19 protein-coding genes are annotated in these 23,801 nt (G+C 53.8%); 8 read left to right on the top strand and 11 right to left on the bottom strand.

Features of this window, described 5'->3' with window-relative positions:
- Positions 1–85 precede the first annotated feature (85 nt).
- The 4 genes from pabA to ppiA form a co-directional block, all read right to left on the bottom strand.
- Positions 86–649 carry an aminodeoxychorismate synthase component 2 gene (pabA, locus tag HU143_RS01820; protein ID WP_000601878.1) on the bottom strand — a complete coding sequence of 188 codons (564 nt, stop codon included), beginning with the start codon at positions 647–649 and terminating at the stop codon, positions 86–88.
- A 31-nt stretch (positions 650–680) separates the two neighbouring features.
- Positions 681–1,283, bottom strand: a complete 603-nt coding sequence (locus HU143_RS01815) for a putative adenosine monophosphate-protein transferase Fic (protein WP_023226789.1) — start codon at positions 1,281–1,283, stop codon at positions 681–683.
- On the bottom strand, positions 1,273–1,440 hold the full coding sequence (locus HU143_RS01810; RefSeq protein WP_001519136.1) for a YhfG family protein: 168 nt from the start codon (positions 1,438–1,440) through the stop codon (positions 1,273–1,275). Before HU143_RS01810 ends, HU143_RS01815 begins: the two co-directional genes overlap by 11 nt.
- Positions 1,441–1,548: 108 nt before the next feature.
- The gene (gene ppiA, locus HU143_RS01805) at positions 1,549–2,121 is read right to left on the bottom strand and encodes a peptidylprolyl isomerase A (protein ID WP_000920478.1); all 573 of its coding nucleotides are present in this window, start codon (positions 2,119–2,121) and stop codon (positions 1,549–1,551) included.
- Positions 2,122–2,397: 276 nt separating this feature from the next.
- Between ppiA and tsgA the strand changes: the two genes are divergently transcribed.
- The 8 genes from tsgA (at position 2,398) to HU143_RS01765 (ending at position 17,021) form a co-directional block, all read left to right on the top strand.
- On the top strand, positions 2,398–3,579 hold the full coding sequence (tsgA, locus tag HU143_RS01800) for an MFS transporter TsgA (RefSeq protein ID WP_023226790.1): 1,182 nt from the start codon (positions 2,398–2,400) through the stop codon (positions 3,577–3,579).
- Between the two features lie 249 nt (positions 3,580–3,828).
- The gene (locus HU143_RS01795; protein WP_023226548.1) at positions 3,829–4,815 is read left to right on the top strand and encodes an IS110 family transposase; all 987 of its coding nucleotides are present in this window, start codon (positions 3,829–3,831) and stop codon (positions 4,813–4,815) included.
- Positions 4,816–5,108: 293 nt separating this feature from the next.
- Positions 5,109–7,652, top strand: a complete 2,544-nt coding sequence (nirB, locus tag HU143_RS01790; protein ID WP_000049247.1) for an NADPH-nitrite reductase large subunit — start codon at positions 5,109–5,111, stop codon at positions 7,650–7,652.
- The gene (gene nirD / locus HU143_RS01785; protein WP_000084817.1) at positions 7,649–7,975 is read left to right on the top strand and encodes a nitrite reductase small subunit NirD; all 327 of its coding nucleotides are present in this window, start codon (positions 7,649–7,651) and stop codon (positions 7,973–7,975) included. Before nirB ends, nirD begins: the two co-directional genes overlap by 4 nt.
- Before the next feature lie 195 nt (positions 7,976–8,170).
- Positions 8,171–8,980, top strand: coding sequence for a nitrite transporter NirC (gene nirC, locus HU143_RS01780; protein WP_000493576.1), 810 nt, complete (start codon positions 8,171–8,173; stop codon positions 8,978–8,980).
- Between the two features lie 11 nt (positions 8,981–8,991).
- Complete coding sequence (gene cysG / locus HU143_RS01775; RefSeq protein ID WP_023227447.1) at positions 8,992–10,365, top strand: siroheme synthase CysG; 1,374 nt, start codon at positions 8,992–8,994, stop codon at positions 10,363–10,365.
- A 335-nt stretch (positions 10,366–10,700) separates the two neighbouring features.
- Entirely contained in the window at positions 10,701–16,658 is a 5,958-nt protein-coding gene (locus HU143_RS01770) for a hypothetical protein (RefSeq protein ID WP_064441641.1), read from the top strand.
- Between the two features lie 192 nt (positions 16,659–16,850).
- Positions 16,851–17,021 (top strand): YhfL family protein, encoded by a 171-nt coding sequence (locus tag HU143_RS01765; protein WP_000472323.1) that lies wholly within the window; start codon positions 16,851–16,853, stop codon positions 17,019–17,021.
- 143 nt (positions 17,022–17,164) lie between these two features.
- Here HU143_RS01765 and trpS read toward each other — a convergent pair whose 3' ends face one another.
- The 7 genes from trpS to aroK form a co-directional block, all read right to left on the bottom strand.
- The gene (trpS, locus tag HU143_RS01760) at positions 17,165–18,169 is read right to left on the bottom strand and encodes a tryptophan--tRNA ligase (RefSeq protein WP_000165562.1); all 1,005 of its coding nucleotides are present in this window, start codon (positions 18,167–18,169) and stop codon (positions 17,165–17,167) included.
- Positions 18,162–18,920, bottom strand: a complete 759-nt coding sequence (gph, locus tag HU143_RS01755; protein WP_001038037.1) for a phosphoglycolate phosphatase — start codon at positions 18,918–18,920, stop codon at positions 18,162–18,164. Before gph ends, trpS begins: the two co-directional genes overlap by 8 nt.
- Positions 18,913–19,590, bottom strand: coding sequence for a ribulose-phosphate 3-epimerase (gene rpe / locus HU143_RS01750; RefSeq protein WP_000816285.1), 678 nt, complete (start codon positions 19,588–19,590; stop codon positions 18,913–18,915). Before rpe ends, gph begins: the two co-directional genes overlap by 8 nt.
- A 17-nt stretch (positions 19,591–19,607) precedes the next feature.
- Positions 19,608–20,444: an adenine-specific DNA-methyltransferase gene (gene dam, locus HU143_RS01745; RefSeq protein WP_000742132.1), complete on the bottom strand. Its 837-nt coding sequence runs from the start codon at positions 20,442–20,444 to the stop codon at positions 19,608–19,610.
- 180 nt (positions 20,445–20,624) lie between these two features.
- Entirely contained in the window at positions 20,625–21,902 is a 1,278-nt protein-coding gene (damX, locus tag HU143_RS01740) for a cell division protein DamX (protein WP_000343141.1), read from the bottom strand.
- Between the two features lie 97 nt (positions 21,903–21,999).
- Positions 22,000–23,088: a 3-dehydroquinate synthase gene (gene aroB, locus HU143_RS01735; protein ID WP_000439824.1), complete on the bottom strand. Its 1,089-nt coding sequence runs from the start codon at positions 23,086–23,088 to the stop codon at positions 22,000–22,002.
- Positions 23,089–23,144: 56 nt separating this feature from the next.
- Positions 23,145–23,666 (bottom strand): shikimate kinase AroK, encoded by a 522-nt coding sequence (gene aroK / locus HU143_RS01730; protein WP_000818621.1) that lies wholly within the window; start codon positions 23,664–23,666, stop codon positions 23,145–23,147.
- Positions 23,667–23,801 lie beyond the last annotated feature (135 nt).

The raw sequence follows: 23,801 nt of genomic DNA, 5'->3' as shown, positions 1-23,801 counted from the left end.
ATCATTACCACCCGGTTAAGCAGAAAATTCAGTGAAATTATACTCACAAAATATGAATAAAAAATCACTCAATGACAACCATTAATCAACGTTGAAGAAAATTTTCCAGTAGCGCGTGTCCCTGTTCGCTAAGAATACTTTCCGGGTGGAACTGCACGCCTTCCAGATCCCACTCGCGGTGGCGAATGCCCATAATCTCCTGCGTTTCGCTCCAGGCGGTGATCTCAAAACACTCTGGCAACGTGGCAGGGTCGACAATCAGCGAGTGGTAACGTGTCACGGTTAACGGGCTGGGCAATCCCCGAAACACGCCCTGTCCATTATGCGTAACAGGTGACGTTTTACCGTGCATCACTTTCGCTGCCCGCACCACCGACGCGCCAAAGGCCTGCGCCATCGCCTGATGACCCAGGCAAACGCCCAGCATCGGAATACGTCCGGCATAATGGCGGATGACCGCCAGTGAAATGCCAGCGTCATTTGGCGTACAGGGGCCAGGAGAGATAACGATTTTTTGCGGGTTCAAAGCGTCAATGTGCGCCAGCGTCAGCGCATCATTGCGCCGAACCTGCACTTCCGCGCCCAGTTCACAAAAATACTGGTAGAGGTTCCAGGTAAAGGAATCATAGTTATCGATAAGCAGGATCATGGCGGCTCCGGGTCAGTAGAACCGCCCTATTTTACTCAGTTTCGCGAGCTTCGCTTATCGCTTTCTGAAAAATCGCCTGCAAAGTGGAGAGATCGCCCATCGCGCCGCTCTGGTTCGCCTGCTTCCATGTGTCAACCGCAATACCTTGCCAACTCAGCGCGTAGCCTGCATGTAGCGCCAGTTGTTCAAAGAAGATACGCTGCGCCAGCCCGCTCCCCAAACGAAACGGATGAAGCACGTTAATTTCACAGTAGTAATGCGCCAGCCGCTCGACAAACTTCTCGTGCGCCAGACCGACCAGATAGCCCTCTTCTTCCAGATCCTGCATCAGAGCGTTGCCCTCTTTTTCGATATAGGCAAAGTGGCAAAAACGGGTATCGCCCTGGTAAATATCGACCTCCCGCAGTTGCCCTGCCCAGTCGAAAATATCCTGATAGAGCTGGCGATGAATCGCGCACAGATGAGGCAAGCCGCGTACCAGCGGCCCCAGTTCAATCGTGGCGGCGCGGAGCGCGGTCATTTCATATGCCGCTTGCGCCAGTCGCTGGGCCTGATGAATCCCCAGCCGATTACGCATCACATTCAGCCCCGGATAGAGGTACGGATCGCGCCCTTCGCCAAATTTATCGCTCATAGTGCCTCCGAAGCTCGTCAAGACGTGCCAGCGCTTCATCGGCGGTCAGGGTTACTAAGGGGATCTCAATACCTTCGAGACGGCGGCTTTGCTGGAAGTTAACGTTGCGCCGCTGTTCCCAAAAGCGTGACTTTTGTTTATCGGTAAGTTTCTTCACCGGGCCTCCCTGAATATGCCTGTGCTTGACCACAAGTATAAGCAGCAATTTCAGGTTACGCTGAGACAGGGAGAAAACGCGGGCGGCTCGCACCCGCGCAGGCATGTTTTATGGCAGGACTTTCGCGGAAAGGATAACGACTGGTTTTGTCGGCACATTCTGATAAGGCCCGACATCGTGCGTCGGTACCTGTGAGATTTTATCGGCGACATCCATACCTTTTACCACTTTACCAAATACCGCATAGCCAAAGTCGCGCTGGCCGTGGTCGAGAAAAGCGTTATCCGCGACGTTAATAAAGAACTGGCTGGTGGCGCTATCTTTATCTGCGGTGCGCGCCATCGCGATCGTGCCGCGAGTATTACGCAGGCCGTTGTCGGCTTCATTCTTAATCGGCGGATTCGGTTTCTTCTGCTGCATCTGCTCGTTAAAACCACCGCCCTGAATCATAAAGCCAGGAATAACGCGGTGAAACGTAGTGTTGTTATAGAAACCACTGTTGACGTAATCGACAAAGTTTTTCACAGAAACCGGCGCTTTCTGGCTGTTCAGCTCCAGCTCAATATTCCCGGCGGAGGTGGTTAACAGCACATGAGGATCGCCTTTTGCTGCCAACGCTGCGGGAGAAAGAGCAGAAAGAGCGAAAACAGCTGCGACAGCCGCCAGAGTCGATTTGAGCATGAGATTTCCTTAAAGAGAGCAGAAATAAAGCAAGTGGAATGATTTTAAAGAGCCTTCCTGGGCCAGGCCAGCCCTTTACCTAATTTTACGTATATGAAACAAATGTAACGTTACGACGCAACGCCGTATTCTTGCAATATGATGTGACAAACATCACATTAAAAAATGTAATGAACATTACTATCACTAATAATTATTTAAATGCATCACAAAAGCGCCTAAAATCTGCCCGCTTAACGCGCCCTCCACGCGCTTCACTTCTCTTCAAGGCCAGACATGACTAACAGCAACCGCATCAAGCTCACATGGATCAGCTTTCTTTCCTACGCCCTGACCGGGGCGCTGGTGATTGTCACCGGGATGGTGATGGGAAATATCGCAGACTATTTTCAGCTGCCCGTTTCCAGCATGAGTAACACCTTTACTTTCCTGAATGCCGGGATTTTGATCTCGATCTTCCTCAATGCGTGGCTGATGGAAATCATCCCGCTGAAAACACAGCTACGCTTTGGTTTTATCCTGATGGTGCTGGCGGTGGCCGGGCTGATGTTCAGCCATAGCCTGGCGTTGTTCTCAGCGGCGATGTTTGTGCTGGGGCTGGTCAGCGGGATCACCATGTCGATTGGCACCTTCCTGATTACGCAACTGTATGAAGGGCGTCAGCGTGGTTCCCGACTGCTGTTTACCGACTCCTTCTTCAGCATGGCGGGGATGATTTTTCCTATGGTCGCCGCCTTCCTGCTGGCGCGTAGTATTGAGTGGTACTGGGTCTACGCCTGCATCGGCCTGGTCTACCTGGCGATTTTCATCCTGACCTTCGGCTGTGAATTTCCGGCGCTGGGTAAACATGCGCAGCACTCTCAGGCACCTGCCGTCAAAGAAAAATGGGGCATTGGCGTACTGTTTCTCGCCGTCGCCGCGCTGTGCTATATCCTCGGTCAATTAGGCTTTATCTCCTGGGTGCCGGAATACGCCAAAGGCCTCGGCATGAGCCTGAATGACGCCGGGGCGCTGGTGAGTGATTTCTGGATGTCCTATATGTTTGGCATGTGGGCGTTTAGCTTTATCCTGCGCTTTTTCGATCTGCAACGCATTCTGACCGTACTGGCGGGTATGGCGGCGGTACTGATGTATCTGTTTATTACCGGCACGCAGGCGCATATGCCGTGGTTTATTCTGACGCTGGGCTTCTTCTCCAGCGCCATTTATACCTCCATCATTACGCTGGGATCGCAGCAAACGAAAGTGGCCTCGCCTAAGCTGGTTAACTTTATTCTGACCTGCGGCACCATCGGAACAATGCTGACCTTCGTCGTCACCGGCCCGATTGTAGCGCACAGCGGCCCACAGGCGGCGTTACTCACCGCGAATGGTCTGTATGCGGTGGTCTTTGTGATGTGCTTTGCGCTCGGCTTTGTCTCCCGTCATCGTCAGCATAGTTCGCCAGCGGCGCATTGATAATGATTGCCGGATGGCGACGCGATGCGTCTTATCCGGCCTTGTATCCTGAACAGATAGCTGATTAGCTGTCAGCTATCTGAAACGGGAGAAGCTTGTATCCGGCCTGAAGACTCTGAGCTTCCGATGTAGCTTAAGCCTCCCGTTTCACCTTTCACGTCACTCAAAATCCGAACGGTAACCAGAAGCGTTGACTTCGTATGTACAAGGCTGGAATGGCGTGTTGGCTCAGGTGAAAGGAGGTGTTCTGTGTGTACTCTCGGTATTGATGTCAGTAAAAATAAAATCGATCTTTGTCTGCTTACTGCCGGCCCCGGCGGTAAAAAAAAGCACAAGGTTCTGACTAACGAACCCGCCGTTGCCCGTAAAGTTATCGACTGGCTGAACGCACAAAAATGTGTTCCTGAAAGCGTGACTGTCGTACTGGAAGCGACGGGTATTTACCATGAAAATCTGGCGTATGGCCTGCATGAGGCCGGTGTCAGCGTCTGCATGGCCAACCCCTGTCGTGTCCGCGAATTTGCCCACGGGATGGATATCCTCAACAAGAATGATGCTGTCGATGCCTTCGTGCTGGCCTGTTATGGCGAGCTGAAGTCCCCGGCTGTCTGGGTTCCTCCTTCGCCTGAAGTACGTAAGCTGAGGGCATTGCTGCGCCAGCGGGATGCGCTGAGAGAGGATGTACAGCGTACGGTGAACCGGCTGGAAAAAGCGAATTCCACATCCACACCACAGGAGGTCATCCGTTCACTTGAGCGAACAAAGAGCTGGCTGAACGAGGAACTGGCCCGGATAGAGAAGCTGATAACCGATCATACGGATAACGATCCGGGGCTGAAGGCTGATCTCGAGTTACTGAAATCAATCAAGGGAGTGAAAGATCAGGTCGGGCGGGAGATGCTGGCGTTGCTGAAAGACGGGACGTTCAAAAGCGCCTCACAGGTGGCGGCCTATCTGGGACTGACACCGGTAGAGAAAACGTCGGGGAGCTCAGTGCGTGGCAGACCACATATGTCAAAAACAGGACCGTCAGGAGTGCGGGCTAAGCTGTACGTTGCAGCGCTGACCGCGAGCCGCTGGAACAAACAGGCGAAGGCTATCTATGAAAGGCTGGTCGCAAAGGGCAAGGCGAAGAAAGCCGCGCTGGGAGCTGTGATGCGCAAACTGGTACATTTATGCTTCGGCGTGTTGAAAACGCGGCTTCCGTGGGATGAAAATTATGTAGCTACCGCTTGACGTTCAAGACGGTAGCTACAGCGTAAGCTGTTGGTAGGCCGGATAAGGCGACGTCGCCCTCCGGCACTCTATCCCCCCTCCTGACGGGGTAGGCCTGTTGGCCTAAAAACCCCTCATTTTGTATGTTATTTGTACAAACCTGAAAAGCCTGACAATTCCGCCACTTATAAAAATCCAGACAAATCAGCCATATACCCATTAAGAGGTATATAAAGGTGAATTTGATTTACATCAATAAGCGGGGTTGCTGAATCGTTAAGGTAGGCGGTAATAGAAAAGAAATCGAGGCAAAAATGAGCAAAGTCAGACTCGCTATTATCGGTAATGGTATGGTCGGCCACCGCTTTATTGAGGATCTCCTTGATAAATCCGACGCTAGCCTGTTCGACATTACCGTGTTCTGTGAAGAACCCCGTAAAGCCTATGACCGTGTCCACCTGTCATCCTACTTCTCTCACCACACCGCGGAAGAGCTCTCTCTGGTGCGTGAAGGATTTTACGAGAAGCACGGCGTAAAGGTACTGGTTGGCGAACGCGCAATTACCATTAACCGTCAGGAGAAAGTGATTCACTCCAGCGCGGGTCGTACCGTTTATTATGACAAGCTGATCATGGCGACCGGTTCCTATCCGTGGATTCCGCCGATTAAAGGCTCCGAAACCCAGGATTGCTTCGTTTACCGTACCATTGAAGACCTCAACGCTATCGAAGCCTGCGCCCGTCGCAGCAAGCGCGGGGCGGTGGTCGGCGGCGGTCTGCTGGGGCTGGAAGCCGCTGGCGCGCTGAAAAACCTCGGCGTGGAAACGCACGTCATTGAATTTGCGCCAATGCTGATGGCGGAACAGCTCGATCAGATGGGCGGCGAGCAGCTACGTCGCAAGATCGAAAGCATGGGCGTGCGTGTACACACCAGTAAAAACACGCAAGAGATTGTTCAGCAGGGTAACGAAGCGCGTAAGACTATGCGTTTTGCCGACGGCAGCGAGCTGGAAGTCGATTTCATCGTCTTCTCTACCGGTATTCGCCCCCGCGACAAGCTGGCTACCCAGTGCGGTCTGGCCGTCGCGCAGCGCGGCGGGATCGTGATTAACGACACCTGCCAGACGTCCGACCCGGATATCTACGCTATCGGCGAGTGCGCCAGTTGGAACAACCGCGTTTACGGTCTGGTCGCACCAGGCTATAAAATGGCCCAGGTCGCCGTTGACCATATCCTCGGCAGTGAAAACGCCTTTGAAGGGGCGGATCTTAGCGCCAAGCTGAAGCTGCTGGGCGTGGACGTCGGCGGCATCGGCGACGCGCATGGCCGCACGCCGGGCGCGCGTAGTTACGTTTACCTCGATGAAAGCAAAGAAGTCTACAAACGTCTTATTGTCAGCGAAGATAACAAAACTCTGCTCGGCGCAGTACTGGTCGGCGACACCAGCGATTACGGCAATTTGCTGCAACTGGTACTGAACGCCATCGAACTGCCGGAAAACCCGGATTCGCTGATCCTGCCGTCGCACGCGGGCAGTGGTAAACCCGCTATCGGCGTGGATAAACTGCCGGACAGCGCGCAGATCTGCTCCTGCTTCGATGTGACTAAAGGCGATCTGATCGCCGCTATCAATAAAGGCTGCCATACCGTGGCGGCGCTGAAAGCGGAAACCAAAGCCGGAACCGGCTGCGGCGGCTGCATCCCGCTGGTGACGCAGGTACTGAACGCCGAACTGGCGAAACAGGGTATTGAAGTCAACAACAACCTGTGCGAGCACTTTGCTTATTCTCGTCAGGAACTGTTCCACTTAATCCGCGTGGAAGGTATCAAAACCTTTGAAGAACTGCTGGCGAAACACGGTAAAGGCTACGGCTGCGAAGTGTGTAAGCCGACCGTCGGTTCCCTGCTGGCGTCGTGCTGGAACGAATACATCCTCAAACCGCAGCACACGCCGCTACAGGATACTAACGATAACTTCCTGGCGAATATTCAGAAAGACGGCACCTACTCGGTGATCCCGCGCTCGGCGGGCGGTGAAATCACCCCGGAAGGTCTGGTGGCCGTGGGTCGTATCGCCCGCGAGTTTAACCTCTATACCAAAATTACCGGTTCTCAGCGTATCGGTCTGTTTGGCGCGCAAAAAGACGATCTGCCGGAAATCTGGCGTCAGTTGATTGAAGCCGGTTTCGAAACCGGTCACGCGTACGCCAAAGCGCTGCGGATGGCGAAAACCTGCGTCGGCAGCACCTGGTGCCGCTACGGCGTGGGCGACAGCGTCGGTTTCGGCGTGGAGCTGGAAAACCGCTACAAAGGCATTCGCACCCCGCACAAAATGAAGTTCGGCGTCTCCGGCTGTACCCGTGAATGTGCGGAAGCTCAGGGTAAAGATGTCGGTATCATCGCCACTGAGAAAGGCTGGAACCTGTACGTCTGCGGTAACGGCGGCATGAAACCGCGTCATGCGGATCTGCTGGCAGCCGATCTCGATCGCGACACGCTGATCAAGTACCTCGACCGCTTTATGATGTTCTACATCCGTACTGCCGACAAACTGACCCGTACCGCGCCGTGGCTGGATAATCTGGAAGGCGGCATCGAGTATCTGAAATCGGTCATCATCGACGATAAGCTGGGCCTGAACGAACATCTGGAAGAAGAGATGGCGCGCCTGCGTGCAGCGGTGGTCTGCGAGTGGACGGAGACCGTCAACACGCCAGCGGCGCAGGTTCGTTTCAAACACTTCATCAACAGCGACAAACGCGACCCAAATGTCCAGGTTGTGCCTGAACGCGAACAGCATCGTCCGGCCACACCGTATGAACGCATCCCGGTCACTCTGGTGGAGGAAAACGCATGAGCCAGTGGCAAAACATCTGCAAAATTGATGACATCCTGCCGGGAACCGGCGTCTGCGCGCTGTCAGGCGGCGAGCAGGTGGCGATTTTCCGTCCTTACCATAGCGATCAGGTGTTTGCGATCAGCAACATCGACCCGTTCTTTGAGGCCAGTGTGCTGTCTCGTGGGCTGATTGCGGAACACCAGGGCGAACTGTGGGTCGCCAGCCCGTTGAAAAAGCAGCGCTTCCGCCTGAGCGATGGTTTGTGCATGGAAGATGAGCAGTTTTCTGTGAAACAGTACGACGCGCGGGTAAAAGACGGCGTGGTGCAGTTGCGCGGTTAATTATTTTTGGGAGGCGCAACGCCTCCCCTTTTTTGTATTTTTTTTCATTTTAATTGTTATCACAAAATCATTTGTACTGCATCGCGGCGGCAACTGAGCAAATCCCCAGGAGCATAGTTCACTATGTGACTGGGGTGAGCGAGGGCAGCCAACAAAGAGGCAGTGCAAAGGATGAAGTGAGAAAAGGATAATCAAATGTTTACAGACACTATCAATAAGTGTGCGGCTAACGCTGCGCGCATCGCACGCCTGTCGGCGAATAATCCGCTCGGCTTCTGGGTCAGTTCGGCAATGGCCGGGGCTTATGTCGGTCTCGGCATCATTCTTATTTTCACCCTCGGCAATCTGCTCGACCCGTCCGTGCGTCCTTTGGTGATGGGAGCGACCTTCGGTATCGCCTTAACGCTGGTCATCATCGCCGGTTCCGAACTGTTTACCGGCCACACCATGTTCCTGACGCTGGGCGTCAAAGCAGGCACCATCAGCCACGGTCAAATGTGGGCTATCCTGCCGCAAACCTGGCTCGGCAACCTGGTCGGTTCCGTGTTTGTCGCCCTGCTTTACAGCTGGGGCGGCGGCAGTTTGTTGCCGGTCGATACCAGTATCGTTCACTCAGTCGCGCTGGCAAAAACCACCGCGCCCGCCACGGTACTGTTCTTCAAAGGCGCGCTGTGTAACTGGCTGGTTTGTCTGGCAATCTGGATGGCGATTCGCACCGAAGGCACGGCAAAATTTCTTGCTATCTGGTGGTGTCTGCTGGCCTTTATCGCTTCCGGCTACGAGCACTCCGTCGCGAATATGACGCTGTTCGCCCTCTCCTGGTTTGGCCATCACAGCGACGCCTATACCCTGTCCGGAATCGGACACAACCTGTTATGGGTCACTCTGGGTAATACTTTGTCCGGCGTCGTGTTCATGGGATTGGGTTATTGGTATGCTACGCCGAAATCGGAGCGTCCTGTTCCGCAAAAAACCAACCAAATTAAGGTTACAGCCAACCATTAAGGGGTAATGTCGTGGACCATTTGCCTATATTTTGTCAATTACGCGACCGCGACTGTCTGATCGTCGGCGGTGGCGATGTCGCAGAACGCAAAACACGGTTATTGCTGGAAGCAGGCGCACGTTTAACGGTCAATGCGCTGACCTTTATTCCACAGTTCACCGTATGGGCAAATGAAGGCATGTTGACTCTGGTTGAGGGACCGTTCGACGAAACGCTTCTCGACTCGTGTTGGCTGGCGATCGCGGCCACTGACGACGATACCGTCAACCAGCGCGTCAGCGACGCGGCGGAGTCACGCCGTATCTTCTGCAACGTGGTGGATGCGCCGAAAGCCGCCAGCTTTATCATGCCCTCCATTATTGACCGCTCGCCGCTGATGGTCGCCGTCTCCTCGGGCGGCACTTCCCCGGTGCTGGCGCGTCTGCTGCGCGAGAAACTGGAATCGCTGCTGCCGCAGCATCTGGGGCAGGTCGCGCGCTATGCCGGACAGCTCCGCGCCCGAGTGAAAAAGCAGTTTGCCACCATGGGCGAACGTCGTCGCTTCTGGGAAAAATTTTTCGTCAATGACCGGCTGGCGCAGTCGCTGGCGAATGCCGATGAGAAAGCGGTTAACGCGACAACTGAACACCTGTTTAGCGAGCCGCTGGATCACCGTGGCGAAGTCGTGCTGGTCGGCGCCGGGCCGGGCGATGCCGGGCTGCTTACGCTGAAAGGATTACAACAAATCCAACAGGCGGATATCGTGGTTTACGATCGCCTCGTTTCCGACGACATTATGAACCTGGTACGCCGCGATGCCGATCGGGTCTTTGTGGGGAAACGCGCGGGTTACCACTGCGTCCCACAGGAGGAAATCAACCAGATCCTGCTGCGTGAAGCGCAAAAAGGTAAACGCGTGGTACGCCTGAAAGGCGGCGATCCCTTTATCTTTGGTCGCGGCGGCGAAGAGCTGGAAACGCTGTGTCATGCCGGTATTCCTTTCTCAGTAGTACCGGGGATTACCGCGGCTTCCGGCTGCTCCGCCTACTCCGGTATTCCGCTAACCCATCGCGATTACGCACAGAGCGTACGTCTGGTCACGGGTCACCTGAAAACCGACGGCGAGCTGGACTGGGAAAACCTGGCGGCAGAAAAACAGACGCTGGTGTTCTACATGGGGCTGAATCAGGCAGCGACTATCCAGGAAAAACTGATCGCATTCGGTATGCAGGCCGATATGCCGGTTGCGCTGGTAGAAAACGGTACCTCCGTGAAGCAACGCGTCGTCCACGGTGTGCTGACGCAGCTCGGTGAATTAGCGCAACAGGTTGAAAGCCCGGTGCTGATTATCGTTGGTCGCGTGGTAGCCTTACGCGATAAATTAAATTGGTTCTCTAATCATTAATTAAAATAAAGCCCTGTTATTCAGGGCTTTATTTTACAACTACTCGTAATCTAAAATTATTTTTACTTAAAATTGAATTAAGCAATCCATTTTAAATGCACCAAACGAATTTAAATAGCAATTATATTGCGTAAAAACCCTTTCATTCGTCAAATTCACCCATTATTCATTCACCCAACAAATAATATCGTTAAGCCTTCAATTTGACCCGACCTGGTTATCGGGTGATAAAATAAACACTAAATCATAATTTTCTTCTGGCCATTTCATCATTGCCTGTATCGCTATCCGCATATGTTTAGTACGCAAGGAAATATTAATTAAGGATGAACTCTATGCAAAAGAAAAAACTTATTTCTATCGCTATCGCTTTAACGCTGCAAAGTTATTACATTCCGGCCATCGCCGCAGAGAATAACGATGATGAAAAAGAATGTCCCAGTAATATCGCCTCCCTGCCTAAAGAAAAACGCGCAAAACTCTCACCGACCTGCCTTGCTACATTACCTGAAAATGATAATCACTGGGGCTGGGTTGCTGGCGGCGTTGCCGCACTGGTCGCGGGTGTGGCTATTGGCGTTGAAAATAACGGTGGCGGAGATTCTACTCATTCTTATATTCCCCCTACGCCCGACGATGGCGGCAACGTTACCCCGCCCGACGATGGCGGCAATGTCACCCCGCCTGACGATGGCAGCGATGACAATGTGACCCCGCCCGACGATAGTGGCGATGACGATGTGACCCCGCCCGATGATAGCGGCGATGACGATGTAACCCCGCCCGATGATAGCGGCGATGACGATGTAACCCCGCCCGATGATAGCGGCGATGACGATGTAACCCCGCCCGATGATAGCGGCGATGACGATGTGACCCCGCCCGACGATAGCGGCGATGACGATGTGACCCCGCCCGATGATAGCGGCGATGACGATGTAACCCCGCCCGATGATAGCGGCGATGACGATGTAACCCCGCCCGATGATAGCGGCGATGACGATGGGACCCCACCCGACGATAGCGGCGATGACGATGTAACCCCGCCCGATGATAGCGGCGATGACGATGTGACCCCGCCCGATGACGACGACACGCCCCCGGATGACTCTGTTATAACCTTCAGCAACGGCGTCACCATCGATAAAGGCAAAGACACCCTGGCCTTCGATAGCTTCAAACTGGATAGCGGCAGCGTTCTCGAGGGTGCCGTGTGGAATTATTCAGAACAGAACAACCAGTGGCAGCTCACCACCCTGGGCGGCAAAACGCTGAACGTCACCGGTTGGGACGTGACCGACGCTAATGCCGCCGTGATTGAAGGCACCCAGGAAAATGGTCTCTACTGGAAGTATGACAGCCGGGGCTATCTGATCCTTGCCGACGATAAAACCACCGTTATCAGCGGCGACGGCGAATCGCATACCTCCGATCGCGGCATGGATATCAGCGGCCAGGATCGCACCGGCGTGATTATTTCCGGCAATCGAACCGTCAACACGCTCACCGGGGGTTCCAGTGTGACCGACGGCGCCATCGGCATGGTGATCACTGGCGATGGCACCACCAACACCATTTCGGGCCACTCAACGGTGGACAACGCCACCGGCGCGCTGATTTCCGGCAACGGAACCACCACCAATTTCGCCGGTGACATTGCCGTGAGCGGCGGCGGCACCGCCATCATCATCGACGGCGACAACGCCACGATTAAGAATACTGGTACCTCCACCATCAACGGCACAGGCTCCACCGGCACCGTCATTGACGGCAATAACGCCCGCGTCAACAATGACGGTGATATGACCATCACCGATGGCGGCACCGGTGCTCACATCACCGGCGATAACGCGGTTATCGATAACGCCGGGGACACCACCGTCAGCGGCACGGGCTCAACGGCACTGTATATCGACGGCGACAATGCGCTCATTATCAATGAAGGTAATCAGACTATTTCCGGCGGCGCCATTGGTACGCGAATTGACGGCGACGACGCCCGTATCGCCAATACCGGCGATATCGCCGTTGATGGCGCAGGCTCTGCGGCGGCGATTATTAATGGCGACAATAGCAGCCTGACCCAGGCGGGCGATCTGCTGGTCACCGGCGGCGCGATGGGCATCATCACCTACGGCGCCGGAAATGAAGCCAAAAATACCGGCAACGCCACCGTGCGTGATGCAGACTCAGTGGGGTTTGTGGTCGCAGGCGAACAAAACACCTTCAAAAACAAGGGGAATATTAACATCAGCCTTAACGGCACCGGCGCGCTGGTAAGCGGCAATGCGTCGCAGGCGACGCTGGATGGCGATATTAATGTCACCGCAACAGAGGACGGGGATAACGTTTATCGTGGCGCGACGGGCCTCGACATGACGGGGAATAACAACACGCTGAATATTATCGGCAGCGTCACGGTCAACGGCGACTATGACAAAGACAGCGTGATGGCCGGCAGCAGCGATACCCTTATGGGGATGTCTATCAGCGGCAGCAATAATGCGGTGGACCTGACCGGCACGCTCAATATTAACGTCAGCGATATGAGTAACGTGGACGAACAATATCTGAATACCGTTGGCCTTGATGTGGCAGGTGATGGCAATACCGTGGACTTAGCCGGCGGTATTAATATCAACTACACCGAAGATGCTGACGGCCTCGAATCAGCCGTTACCGGTATAAACATCAGCGGAGACAGTAGCGTAACGCTAAGCGGTGAATCCACGCTCAATATTGCCACCGTCCCCGGCGGCGCGGTGACGCTGGCGAATGTGAGAAATGGCGGCAACTTAACGTTAGATCAAAACTCAACGGTTAATATCAATGAAACGGTTATTCTTTCTAATTATTACATGACGCAGGCCCTGTTAACCGCCAGCGGCGAGGGCTCCTCAATCAATAATCAGGGCACTGTCGTTGACGATGGCGCCGTCGCTTTATTACTGGCGGATAGCGGCGCACAGGCACAAAACAGCGGCAAGATTACCGCGTATGCCACAACAGGGACGTCCAGCCGTAATGCGATCGCCGCGGCTAACGGCCAGGGTTCCACCGTTAATAATGAAGCGGAAGGGACAATCACCTTAGTTTCATCATTAACTCCGTTTTCAAATACCGGCGCGGGCAACTTCCCACTAATCTGGTACAAAAATACCCTGTACGCCATGCTGGCAGAGGACTACGGCGAGGTGAGTAACGACGCCGGCGCCACCATATATTTGCAGGGCGCAGGGGTATACGGCGTATCCGCCAGCAAAGGCACGGCGCTCAACGCTGGTGATATCTACCTGGACGGCTTTGTCCCGACGCTGGATGATGAAAATAACATCACCGACAAAACTTACTGGACGCCACCGAAACTTTATGTCACCAGCGCCGCGATGGTCGCAGGCACCACCGACAGCGGTTATGGCGATGCCACCGCCACCAACACCGGCACCATTAACGTCAATAACGCCGGGTTCGGCATGATGGCGCTTAACGGCGGCACCGCCATTAACCAGGGGGTGATTAATCTGACCGCTGATGCGGGCGTTGAAGGGACCGACCCGAATCAACTGGTAGGCATGGCGGCGCTCAACGGCGGAACCGTTGTCAACGATACCACAGGCAAAATCAATATTTATGCCGATTACGGCAAGCCTTTCCTGACCGACGGCAATAGCCTGATTGTTAACTACGGCACCGTCTGTTTTGGCGACGATTGCCAGGACAGCGACGAGTACAATCCAACAAACAGTGACGTTTCTATCCCTTACACAGACGGCGCTACTCTTGCCGATACCGGAACCAGCACAACACTTGATAATAAAGCAGTTGTGACCGGAGACGTTAATAACGCCGGAGTGGTCGGCGGCGAGTCCATTACCGTCCTGGATAGCGGCACGCTGACCAACAACGACAGCGGCGTTATCAATAGCAACACCACGGTATCCGGCAACCTTGTCAATGACGGCGTCATAAACGGTGCGCTGACGCAAAATGGCGGCGATATCGTTAATAATGGCACCATTGACAGCCGTAGCCTGACGACCAACGGCGTATTAACTAACGGCACGGATGGCACGATGACTTCCGGCGCAAAAGTGACTGGCGCTAACAGTGCAATCATTAACGACGGCACGTTCTATCTTGGCTCCGCGACTGACGCTAAAAATGCGTCCATGCTGGAAATCAATGATTTCGCGCAATTCTTTAATACCGGTACGTTAATCCTTGATAACAACAAAAATGCCATTCACCTGAATGCGAATAACGGAACGCTGTACAACACCGGGACGATGGAGCTTACGGCAACCTCCAATAAGGGCGCGATTAACTATTGGGGCGCGGGAGCGGCATTTATCAATGACGGTACGGTAAATGCCACTACTGCGGCACTGGCTTATGCTGGCGGTGGCGCAGGTAACGCCCCGGATAAACACGCTTTCTTCTGGAACCAGTCAAACGGCGTAATCAATTACGATGCGGATAATGGCCGCGCCGTCGATTTCTCCGCCTATAACAATTACGTGGCGGTCAACGACGGCACCATGAATATCAGCGGTAATAACGCTTACGGCATGTATGGCGGCAAGAATGCGCAACTGGTCAATAACAATACGATCAATTTAGGTACTGAAGGCACCACCGACACCGGCATGGTCGCGATGGCGCTGGATAAAAATGCCACCGCTGATGCTGTCATTGAGAACAACGGCACCATTAATATTTACGCGAATAACTCTTACGCGTTTAGCGTGGCGGGTGCGGGGCATGTGGTTAATAACGGGACGGTAGTCATTGCCGATGGCGTAACGGGTTCCGGTATTATTAAACAGGGTGACAGCGTTAACGTCGAAGGGACAAACGGTAATAACGGCAACAGCGACGAGGCGCATTATGCCGACTATACGTTGCCGGGAACGCCTGTTGAACCCAGCAGCAACACGACCTCCGGCTCCGCCGCCGGCGACACGTCCGGCGCGTCCAACAACCTGAACGGCTACGTGGTTGGCACGAACGCCGACGGCAGCGCCGGTAAGCTGATGGTCAGCAACGCCAGCATGGAAGGCGTGGGCATCAATACCGGCTTCACCGCAGGCACCGCCGACACCACCGTCAGCTTTGCCAACGTGGTGGAGGGCAGCAACCTCACCGACGCTTCCGCTATCCAGTCTACCAGCGTGGTGTGGAACGCCCAGGGAAGCACCGATGCCAGCGGCAACGTTGACGTCACCATGACCAAAAACGCCTACGCCGATGTGGCGACCGACGGTAGCGTGTCTGACGTGGCGCAGGCGCTGGACGCCGGTTACACCAACAACGAGCTGTACACCAGCCTCAACGTTGGCACCACCGCCGAACTGAACAGCGCCCTGAAACAGGTCAGCGGCAGCCAGGCCACCACGGTATTCCGTGAAGCCCGGGTGTTAAGCAACCGCTTTACCATGCTGGCCGACGCCGCGCCGCAGATCAAAGATGGCCTGGCGTTTAACGTCGTAGCGAAAGGCGACCCGCGCGCGGAGCTGGGCAACGACACCCAGTACGACATGCTGGCGCTGCGTCAGAAACTGGACTTAACCGAAAACCAGAACCTGACGCTGGAATACGGTATCGCCCGTCTGGACGGCGACGGTTCAGAAAAAGCGGGCGACAACGGCCTGACCGGCGGCTACAGCCAGTTCTTTGGCCTGAAGCACAGCATGGCGTTTGATGAAGGTCTGGCGTGGAATAACAGCCTACGTTATGACGTACACAACCTCGACAGTAGCCGTTCTGTCGCCTATGGCGATGTCAACAAAATTGCCGATTCCGACATGCGTCAGCAGTACCTTGAGTTTCGCAGTGAAGGGGCGAAAACTTTCACCATGATGAGTGATACGCTGAAAGTCACGCCGTATGCCGGGGTGAAATTCCGTCACACCATGGAAGGAGGCTACAAAGAGCGCAGCGCCGGAGATTTTAACCTGTCCATGAATTCTGGCAACGAAACGGCGGTAGACTCTATTGTCGGCCTGAAGCTGGATTACGCCGGGAAAGACGGCTGGAGCGCCACAGCTACCCTGGAAGGCGGCCCGAACCTGAGCTACAGCAAGAGCCAGCGTACAGCGTCATTACAGGGTGCGGCGGGTCAATCGTTCGGCGTGGATGACGGTCAAAAAGGCGGCGGCGTTAATGGTCTGGCAACTATCGGCGTGAAATATAGCAGCAATGATACCGCGCTACATCTGGATGCATACCAGTGGAAGGAGGACGGTATCAGCGATAAAGGCTTTATGCTTAACGTTAAGAAAACATTTCGTTAAATAAACGACATTATATAACACAAATAAAGGCCGCTTATTATTAAGCGGCCTTTTTAAATCATATCCTCTGGTAAAGATAAAGTCCTTATTTGGACTACCTGTATAGTTTAATAATTGCTATCGTACTATACGCTAAATAGATCTTATATTTATTCCACCAGTAGTGCTCGTTTTATCAATAAGGATTTTGACATGTTTAAATTTGTAAAAATTGCCGTTGTGGCAGGGGTTCTGGCGACGCTTACCGCCTGTACTGGTCATATCGAAAACAAAAAAAATAACTGCAGCTACGATTATTTGCTGCACCCTGCAATTTCTATTTCTAAAATTATTGGCGGTTGCGGCCCGGCTGCCGATCAATAATAGAAACGACTGCGCAGATACAAAAAAACCGGGATTTCCCGGTTTTTTTACAGTTCTGATAAACGGTACGGCACAGGTGCCTTGTCCAACTTACGTTCGTTGGTAGGCCCGATAAGCTAGCGCCATCGGGCAAGCAATTACCGTTACGGTTTCGCCACAAAGCCAATGGCTTCGTAAACGGCTTTCAGCGTTTCGGCCGCACGTGCGCTGGCTTTTTCCGCCCCGTCTTTCATCACCTTCTGCAAGAACGCTTCGTCGTTGCGGAAACGGTGATAGCGCTCCTGCAACTCAGACAGCATTCCGGAAACCGCCTCCGCCACTTCACCTTTCAAATGGCCATACATTTTACCTTCAAACTGTTTTTCCAGTTCAGGAATGCTCTGACCGGTCACGGCGGAAAGGATATCCAGCAGGTTAGAGACACCCGCTTTCTCTTTCACATCATAACGCACTACCGGCGGCTCGTCGGAGTCAGTGACCGCACGTTTGATTTTCTTCACTACCGATTTCGGATCTTCCAGCAGGCCGATCACGTTATTACGGTTATCGTCCGATTTGGACATTTTCTTCGTCGGCTCCAGCAACGACATCACGCGCGCGCCGGATTTTGGAATAAACGGTTCCGGTACTTTGAAAATATCACCATACAGCCCGTTAAAACGCTGGGCGATATCACGGCTCAGTTCCAGATGCTGCTTCTGATCTTCGCCTACCGGCACCAGATTGGTTTGGTACAGCAGGATGTCTGCCGCCATCAGCACCGGGTAATCAAACAGACCGGCGTTAATGTTTTCCGCATAGCGCGCAGATTTATCTTTAAACTGCGTCATACGGCTCAGCTCGCCGAAATAGGTATAGCAGTTCAGCGCCCAGCCAAGCTGCGCATGTTCCGGCACATGGGACTGAACGAAAATAGTGCTCTTTTCAGGATCAATACCACATGCCAGGTACAGCGCCAGCGTATCCAGCGTCGCTTTACGTAGCTGCTGCGCGTCCTGACGCACGGTAATAGCATGTTGGTCTACGATGCAGTAGATGCAATGATAGTCATCCTGCATGTTTACCCACTGACGCAATGCCCCCATATAGTTGCCAATGGTCAATTCACCTGAGGGCTGTGCGCCACTAAAAACGATGGGCTTAGTCATTTTTTATTTCCTGGTTATCGCTATGCGGAAGCCCAAGTGCGGGCAAAAGATCGTTAAAACTGTCATAAATGACGTCCGGCTCGCTAAGGGCGATCGCTTCGCCATAATTGTAGCCGTATGTCAGGCCAACCGAAGGGCAGCCCGCCGCTTTTGCGGCCTGAATATCATTACGCGAATCGCCGACAAAAAGCATCTGCTCCGGCATCATGCCCAGCCGGCTTGCCACCAGCAACAACGGCTCTGGATGCGGCTTCTTATTTTGCACATCATCGCCGCCGATAACCACGCTAAAGTATTTGGCGATATCAAGCGATTCCAGCAACGGCGCGACGAACGGCGTCGGCTTATTCGTCACCAGACCTAATGACAATCCGCTGGCGTGCAGCGCGCCCAGCGTGTCGGCGACATGCGGAAATAAAAAGGTGCCCTCTTCCGCCACTTCGCCATAATACCTGTCGAACAGTTTACGCAGAATGCGTACCTGTTCCTCGGCAGGAATATCTTCATCAACGGGCGGTTTCCCCATCGTCTTACGCAGCGTGGCGCGCTCCTCGCGAGCCCAGGTCAGCGCGCGTTCCATCAATACGTCTGCGCCGTTACCAATCCAGGTAATCACGCGCTCCTCGCCCGCGACCGGCAGTTCCAGCGCATACAACGCCATATCCACCGCCGCGGCAAGACCCGGCGCGCTATCCACCAGCGTGCCGTCAAGATCAAAGGCGACGCCCCGAATATTCTGCAACTTATTCATGACTTACCTTTGCCAGCTCACTGCGCATTTCATCAATCACTTTTTTGTAGTCGGGTTTATCGAAAATTGCCGACCCCGCAACAAACATGTCCGCACCAGCTGCGGCGATCTCGCCGATATTGTTCACCTTCACGCCGCCGTCCACTTCCAGGCGAATGTCGTAACCGGACGCATCAATGCGGCGACGCACTTCGCGCAGTTTATCCAGCGTCTGCGGAATAAAAGACTGGCCGCCGAAGCCTGGGTTCACGGACATCAGCAGGATCACATCCAGTTTGTCCATGACGTAATCGAGATAACTGAGCGACGTTGCCGGGTTGAATACCAGCCCCGCTTTACAGCCGTGCTCTTTAATCAGCTGTAGCGTGCGGTCAACATGTTCGGAGGCTTCCGGGTGAAAGGTAATGATGCTCGCGCCAGCGGCGGCAAAGTCGGGCACGATACGGTCGACTGGCTTGACCATCAGGTGGACATCAATAGGCGCGGTAATACCGTACTGACGCAGGGATTTCAGCACCATCGGGCCGATAGTCAGGTTCGGCACATAGTGATTATCCATGACGTCAAAGTGTACAACATCAGCACCGGCAGCCAGCGCTTTGGCGGTGTCTTCACCCAGGCGAGCAAAATCAGCCGACAGAATTGAGGGGGCAATCAAATACTGTTTCATCCGCTTCTCCTTGAGAATTATTTTCTTGCAGGCGTTGCGACTCCTGGTTGGTACAGAGCCAGCAGTTCGTCCACCTTTTTACGTGTGCCGCCGTTGCTGCTTATACTGCGTCTAACTTTGACGACATGCAATTTTGCGAGTTGATACCACTCGCGTGTGAGCGCCGTATCATGGTTGGAAATGAGCACCGGTATCCGGTTACTGACCAGATTCTCAGCGATTTCCGCCAGATGCGCTTGTTGCGTCAGGCTAAAACTATTGGTGTGATACGCTGTGAAGTTAGCCGTGGCGGACAACGGCGCATAAGGCGGATCGCAATAGACCACCGACGACTTGTCCGCACGCGCCATACTGTCTGCGTATGACTCACAGTAAAAGAACGCATTCTGCGCTTTTTCTGCAAAGTGGTACAACTCCGCTTCCGGGAAGTAAGGTCTTTTATAACGACCAAACGGTACATTAAATTCCCCGCGTAAGTTATAGCGACAGAGTCCGTTATAACCGTAGCGGTTCAGATATAAAAACAGTACCGCCCGACGAAAGGGGTCCTGGCAGGTGTTGAACTCCTCACGGAGTTGGTAATAGACCTCAGCCTGGTTAGTTTCAGGCATAAACAGCTCGCGCGAAGCCTGTACATACTCGTCAGTACGTAACTTCACGATGTTATAGAGGCTAATAAGGTCGCTGTTGATATCGGCGAGGATATAACGAGAAAAGTCGGTGTTAAGAAACACCGATCCGGCACCCACAAAAGGTTCGACAAGGCACTCGCCTTTTGGCAAATGTCGTTTGATATCATCAAGCAGAGGGTATTTTCCCCCTGCCCACTTCAAAAAAGCGCGATTTTTTTTCATGCTGACTAACTAATTACACCTTCTCCGGCTGTGGAGAAAGCTCCGACAGCATCCTGCGCTTTAGGCTGTGCCGCGTTGCTTTACGGCGCATTTGACGGTAGCAAATGCGCCCCTCGCGCCTGTCCTGAACAAAAATAGCTGTCAGCGACACTCACAGGCAATTGCAGGACACAGCCTGGATTATTTCAGATCGGCCTGAACCTGATGCAACGGTTTTGCCCACGGGTTTTTCGCCTGCACATCGGCAGGTAAGGTGGACACCGCACGTTTAGCATCTTCTTTCGAAGCATACATCCCCGTTACCAGCACATACCACGGTTGTCCATTACGCGTCGTCTCGTATACCACATAATTTTTCAGGTTCTCTTTCTTCGCCCAACCGTTCAGGTTGTCGTAATTTGAAGAACTACTGAGCTGCAATGTGTAGTGGCTGGATGGCGCGCTCTTTAATGCGCCAACGTTGCCAGCGCTTTTCCCGCCGCCTGCGACAGGCGTCGTCGAGGCTTGCGCTGGCTTCGCGGTTTGTACCGGCGCAGCGCTTGCCGTCGCTTGCGGCGCAGTCGTCGTGATGGTCGCTTTCGGCGTCGCGGCTGGCGCTGCCGGTTCCGTGCGTTTCACTGGCGCGACCGGTTTCTTCGGTTCCGCAGTCGTGGTTTTCGCCGTTGCCTGCGGTTTCTTAGGTTCAATAACGGCCTGTTTACGTTCCGGACGCGTGGTATGACGCTCAGCAGGTTCGCTAACCGCCGCCTGACGCGTCGTGCTGCCATTGCGAACTGGCGCGACGGTTGCAGGCTCCGTCGGCAACGTAGAGTTCACCGCAACATTGTTCATCTGCTCTGGATTCTGCGTCAGCGCATTATTCAGATCGCCCTGTACTTCCACGCGCTGCTGACCGTCAGCGACCACAGGTGACTGTCCCTGCGTCGGCGTTGAAGAAATCGGCGGCAACGAAATATCCTGCGACGTATTGCCCGCGGTTTGTTCTGCGGAGGTGGCGCCCGGCGCAGGCTGGGTCGCATTCGCCTGATCGGCGGCGTTACCGGAAAGATCGATACTCTTTTCGCCAGAGGCCGACGGCTCGCTGGAAGACGTTGAGGGGGCTTTCAGCGCGGAGCCGATACCGATAATCAACAGCAGCAGCACCAGTACGCCAACGCCCATCATCATGTATTGACGAGAGGCTGGCTTATGGGCCGCTTTTTTACGCTTACGTGGACGGCGTTCAACACGCTCTTCGTCCACCGTATCGTCTTCATCGGATTCGTACTCTTCTTCAACTTCAGGTTCTTCACTACGCGCTTTACGCGTACGCGTCGGACGGCGATCGTCGGCATCCAGATCAACGTCATCAAAGTTGATCTGCGGCTCATTATCGCGTTCTGAAGATTGACGAGAACGACCAGTACGACGATCGCTGGGATCGGGTTTCAGCTCGTCTTCTGGTTTGAATTCATCCATTTAACACCCCACTCAAAGGTTAATGCTTACGACATTGCACATAACCTGAAGCTAAAAGACTGACATCTACGCAATATCAGTCTGACCTTTCTTGTTGTTACGCCTGCTGACAGTCAGCAATCGCGCTAAGAACGACTTCGTGCGACACTCCGCCGCGCACTTCACTTTTCCCTATGGCCAGCGGAAGCACTAAACGCAGCTCCCCCGCTAACACTTTTTTATCTCGCAGCATGTGCGGCAAATAGTCCTGCGCGGACATCTCGCAAGGGCCATTGACTGGCAACCCGGCCCGTTCGAGTAGCGCGATGATGCGCTGCGTATCAGCAGAACTGAACTGCCCCAAACGCTCGGATGCGCGCGCAGCCATCACTATACCTGCGGCAACGGCTTCACCATGTAACCAATTGCCATATCCCATTTCCGCTTCAATGGCGTGGCCAAAGGTATGTCCAAGATTCAGTAAAGCACGTAAGCCCGCTTCACGCTCGTCGGCGGCAACAACTTCGGCTTTCAGCTCGCAACAACGACGAATACAGTACGCCATCGCCGGGCCGTCCAGACGCAATAGCGCATCCAGATTACCCTCAAGCCAGGTGAAGAAGTCCGCGTCGAGTATAATGCCGTATTTGATCACCTCTGCCAGTCCCGATGCCAGTTCGCGTGCGGGAAGCGTTTTCAGGCAATCAAGATCGACAACCACAGAAGCGGGTTGGTAAAACGCGCCAATCATGTTTTTGCCAAGGGGATGGTTGACGGCGGTCTTCCCGCCCACGGAAGAATCAACCTGCGACAGTAAGGTAGTTGGCACCTGGATGAAACGTACGCCTCGCTGGTAGCTGGCCGCCGCAAAACCGGTGAGATCGCCAATCACGCCGCCGCCAAGCGCGACCAACGTGGTATCACGACCATGCGGTTTTTTCAGTAACGCCGTAAACACCGTATCCAGCACCGTCAGGCTCTTATACTGCTCGCCGTCAGGAAGAATCACGCTGTCTACGTTAACGCCCGCCCGTTCGAGTACGCCGCGAACCTTGTCCAGATAAAGCGGCGCCAGGGTTTCGTTGGTCACTAACATGACCTGATCGCCTGATTTCAGCGGCAAGAATGAAGCTGGTTCGTTAAACAAACCAGCCGCGATGGTGATCGGGTAACTACGTTCCCCGAGAGTGACTGTAATCCTCTCCATGACGCGACATCCACCTTAGTTACTTGTGCCCGCTTACCCAGCGTATTCTGCTTGAATTAGTTGCTTTCCAGCATATGAATAATCTGGTTTGCCACAACCTTAGCGCTTTGATCGTCGGTGCGAATGGTGACGTCGGCAATCTCTTCGTACAGCGGATTGCGTTCGTTAGCCAGCGCTTCCAGAACTTCGCGAGGCGGTGCTTCAACCTGCAACAGCGGGCGTTTTTTATCACGCTGCGTGCGCGCCAGTTGTTTTTCGATGGTCGTTTCAAGGTAGACCACGACGCCACGCGCGGAGAGACGGTTACGCGTTTCACGCGATTTTACAGAGCCACCGCCGGTTGCCAGCACAATACCCTGTTTTTCCGTCAATTCGTTGATAACTTTTTCTTCACGATTACGGAAGCCGTCTTCACCTTCAACATCGAAGACCCAGCCCACATCAGCTCCGGTTCGTTTCTCAATCTCTTGATCAGAATCGTAAAATTCCATATTGAGTTGTTGAGCTAACTGGCGCCCAATAGTGCTTTTTCCGGCACCCATAGGCCCAACCAGAAAGATATTGCGTTTCTCTGCCATTTTTTCGGTACTACTAAGACTATTCGTTAATGGTAAACCCGCTTCACAGACACCCAGCGCAGCAGGACATGAACTGAAACCTCATAAGATATTGCGAGAGTCAGACTGAAAATTATCTCAATACTCAAGCGGGTT

The organism is Salmonella sp. SJTUF14076 (genome assembly GCF_015534835.1).
GTDB lineage: Bacteria > Pseudomonadota > Gammaproteobacteria > Enterobacterales > Enterobacteriaceae > Salmonella > Salmonella enterica.
This window is presented reverse-complemented; position numbering and strand designations above follow the sequence as displayed.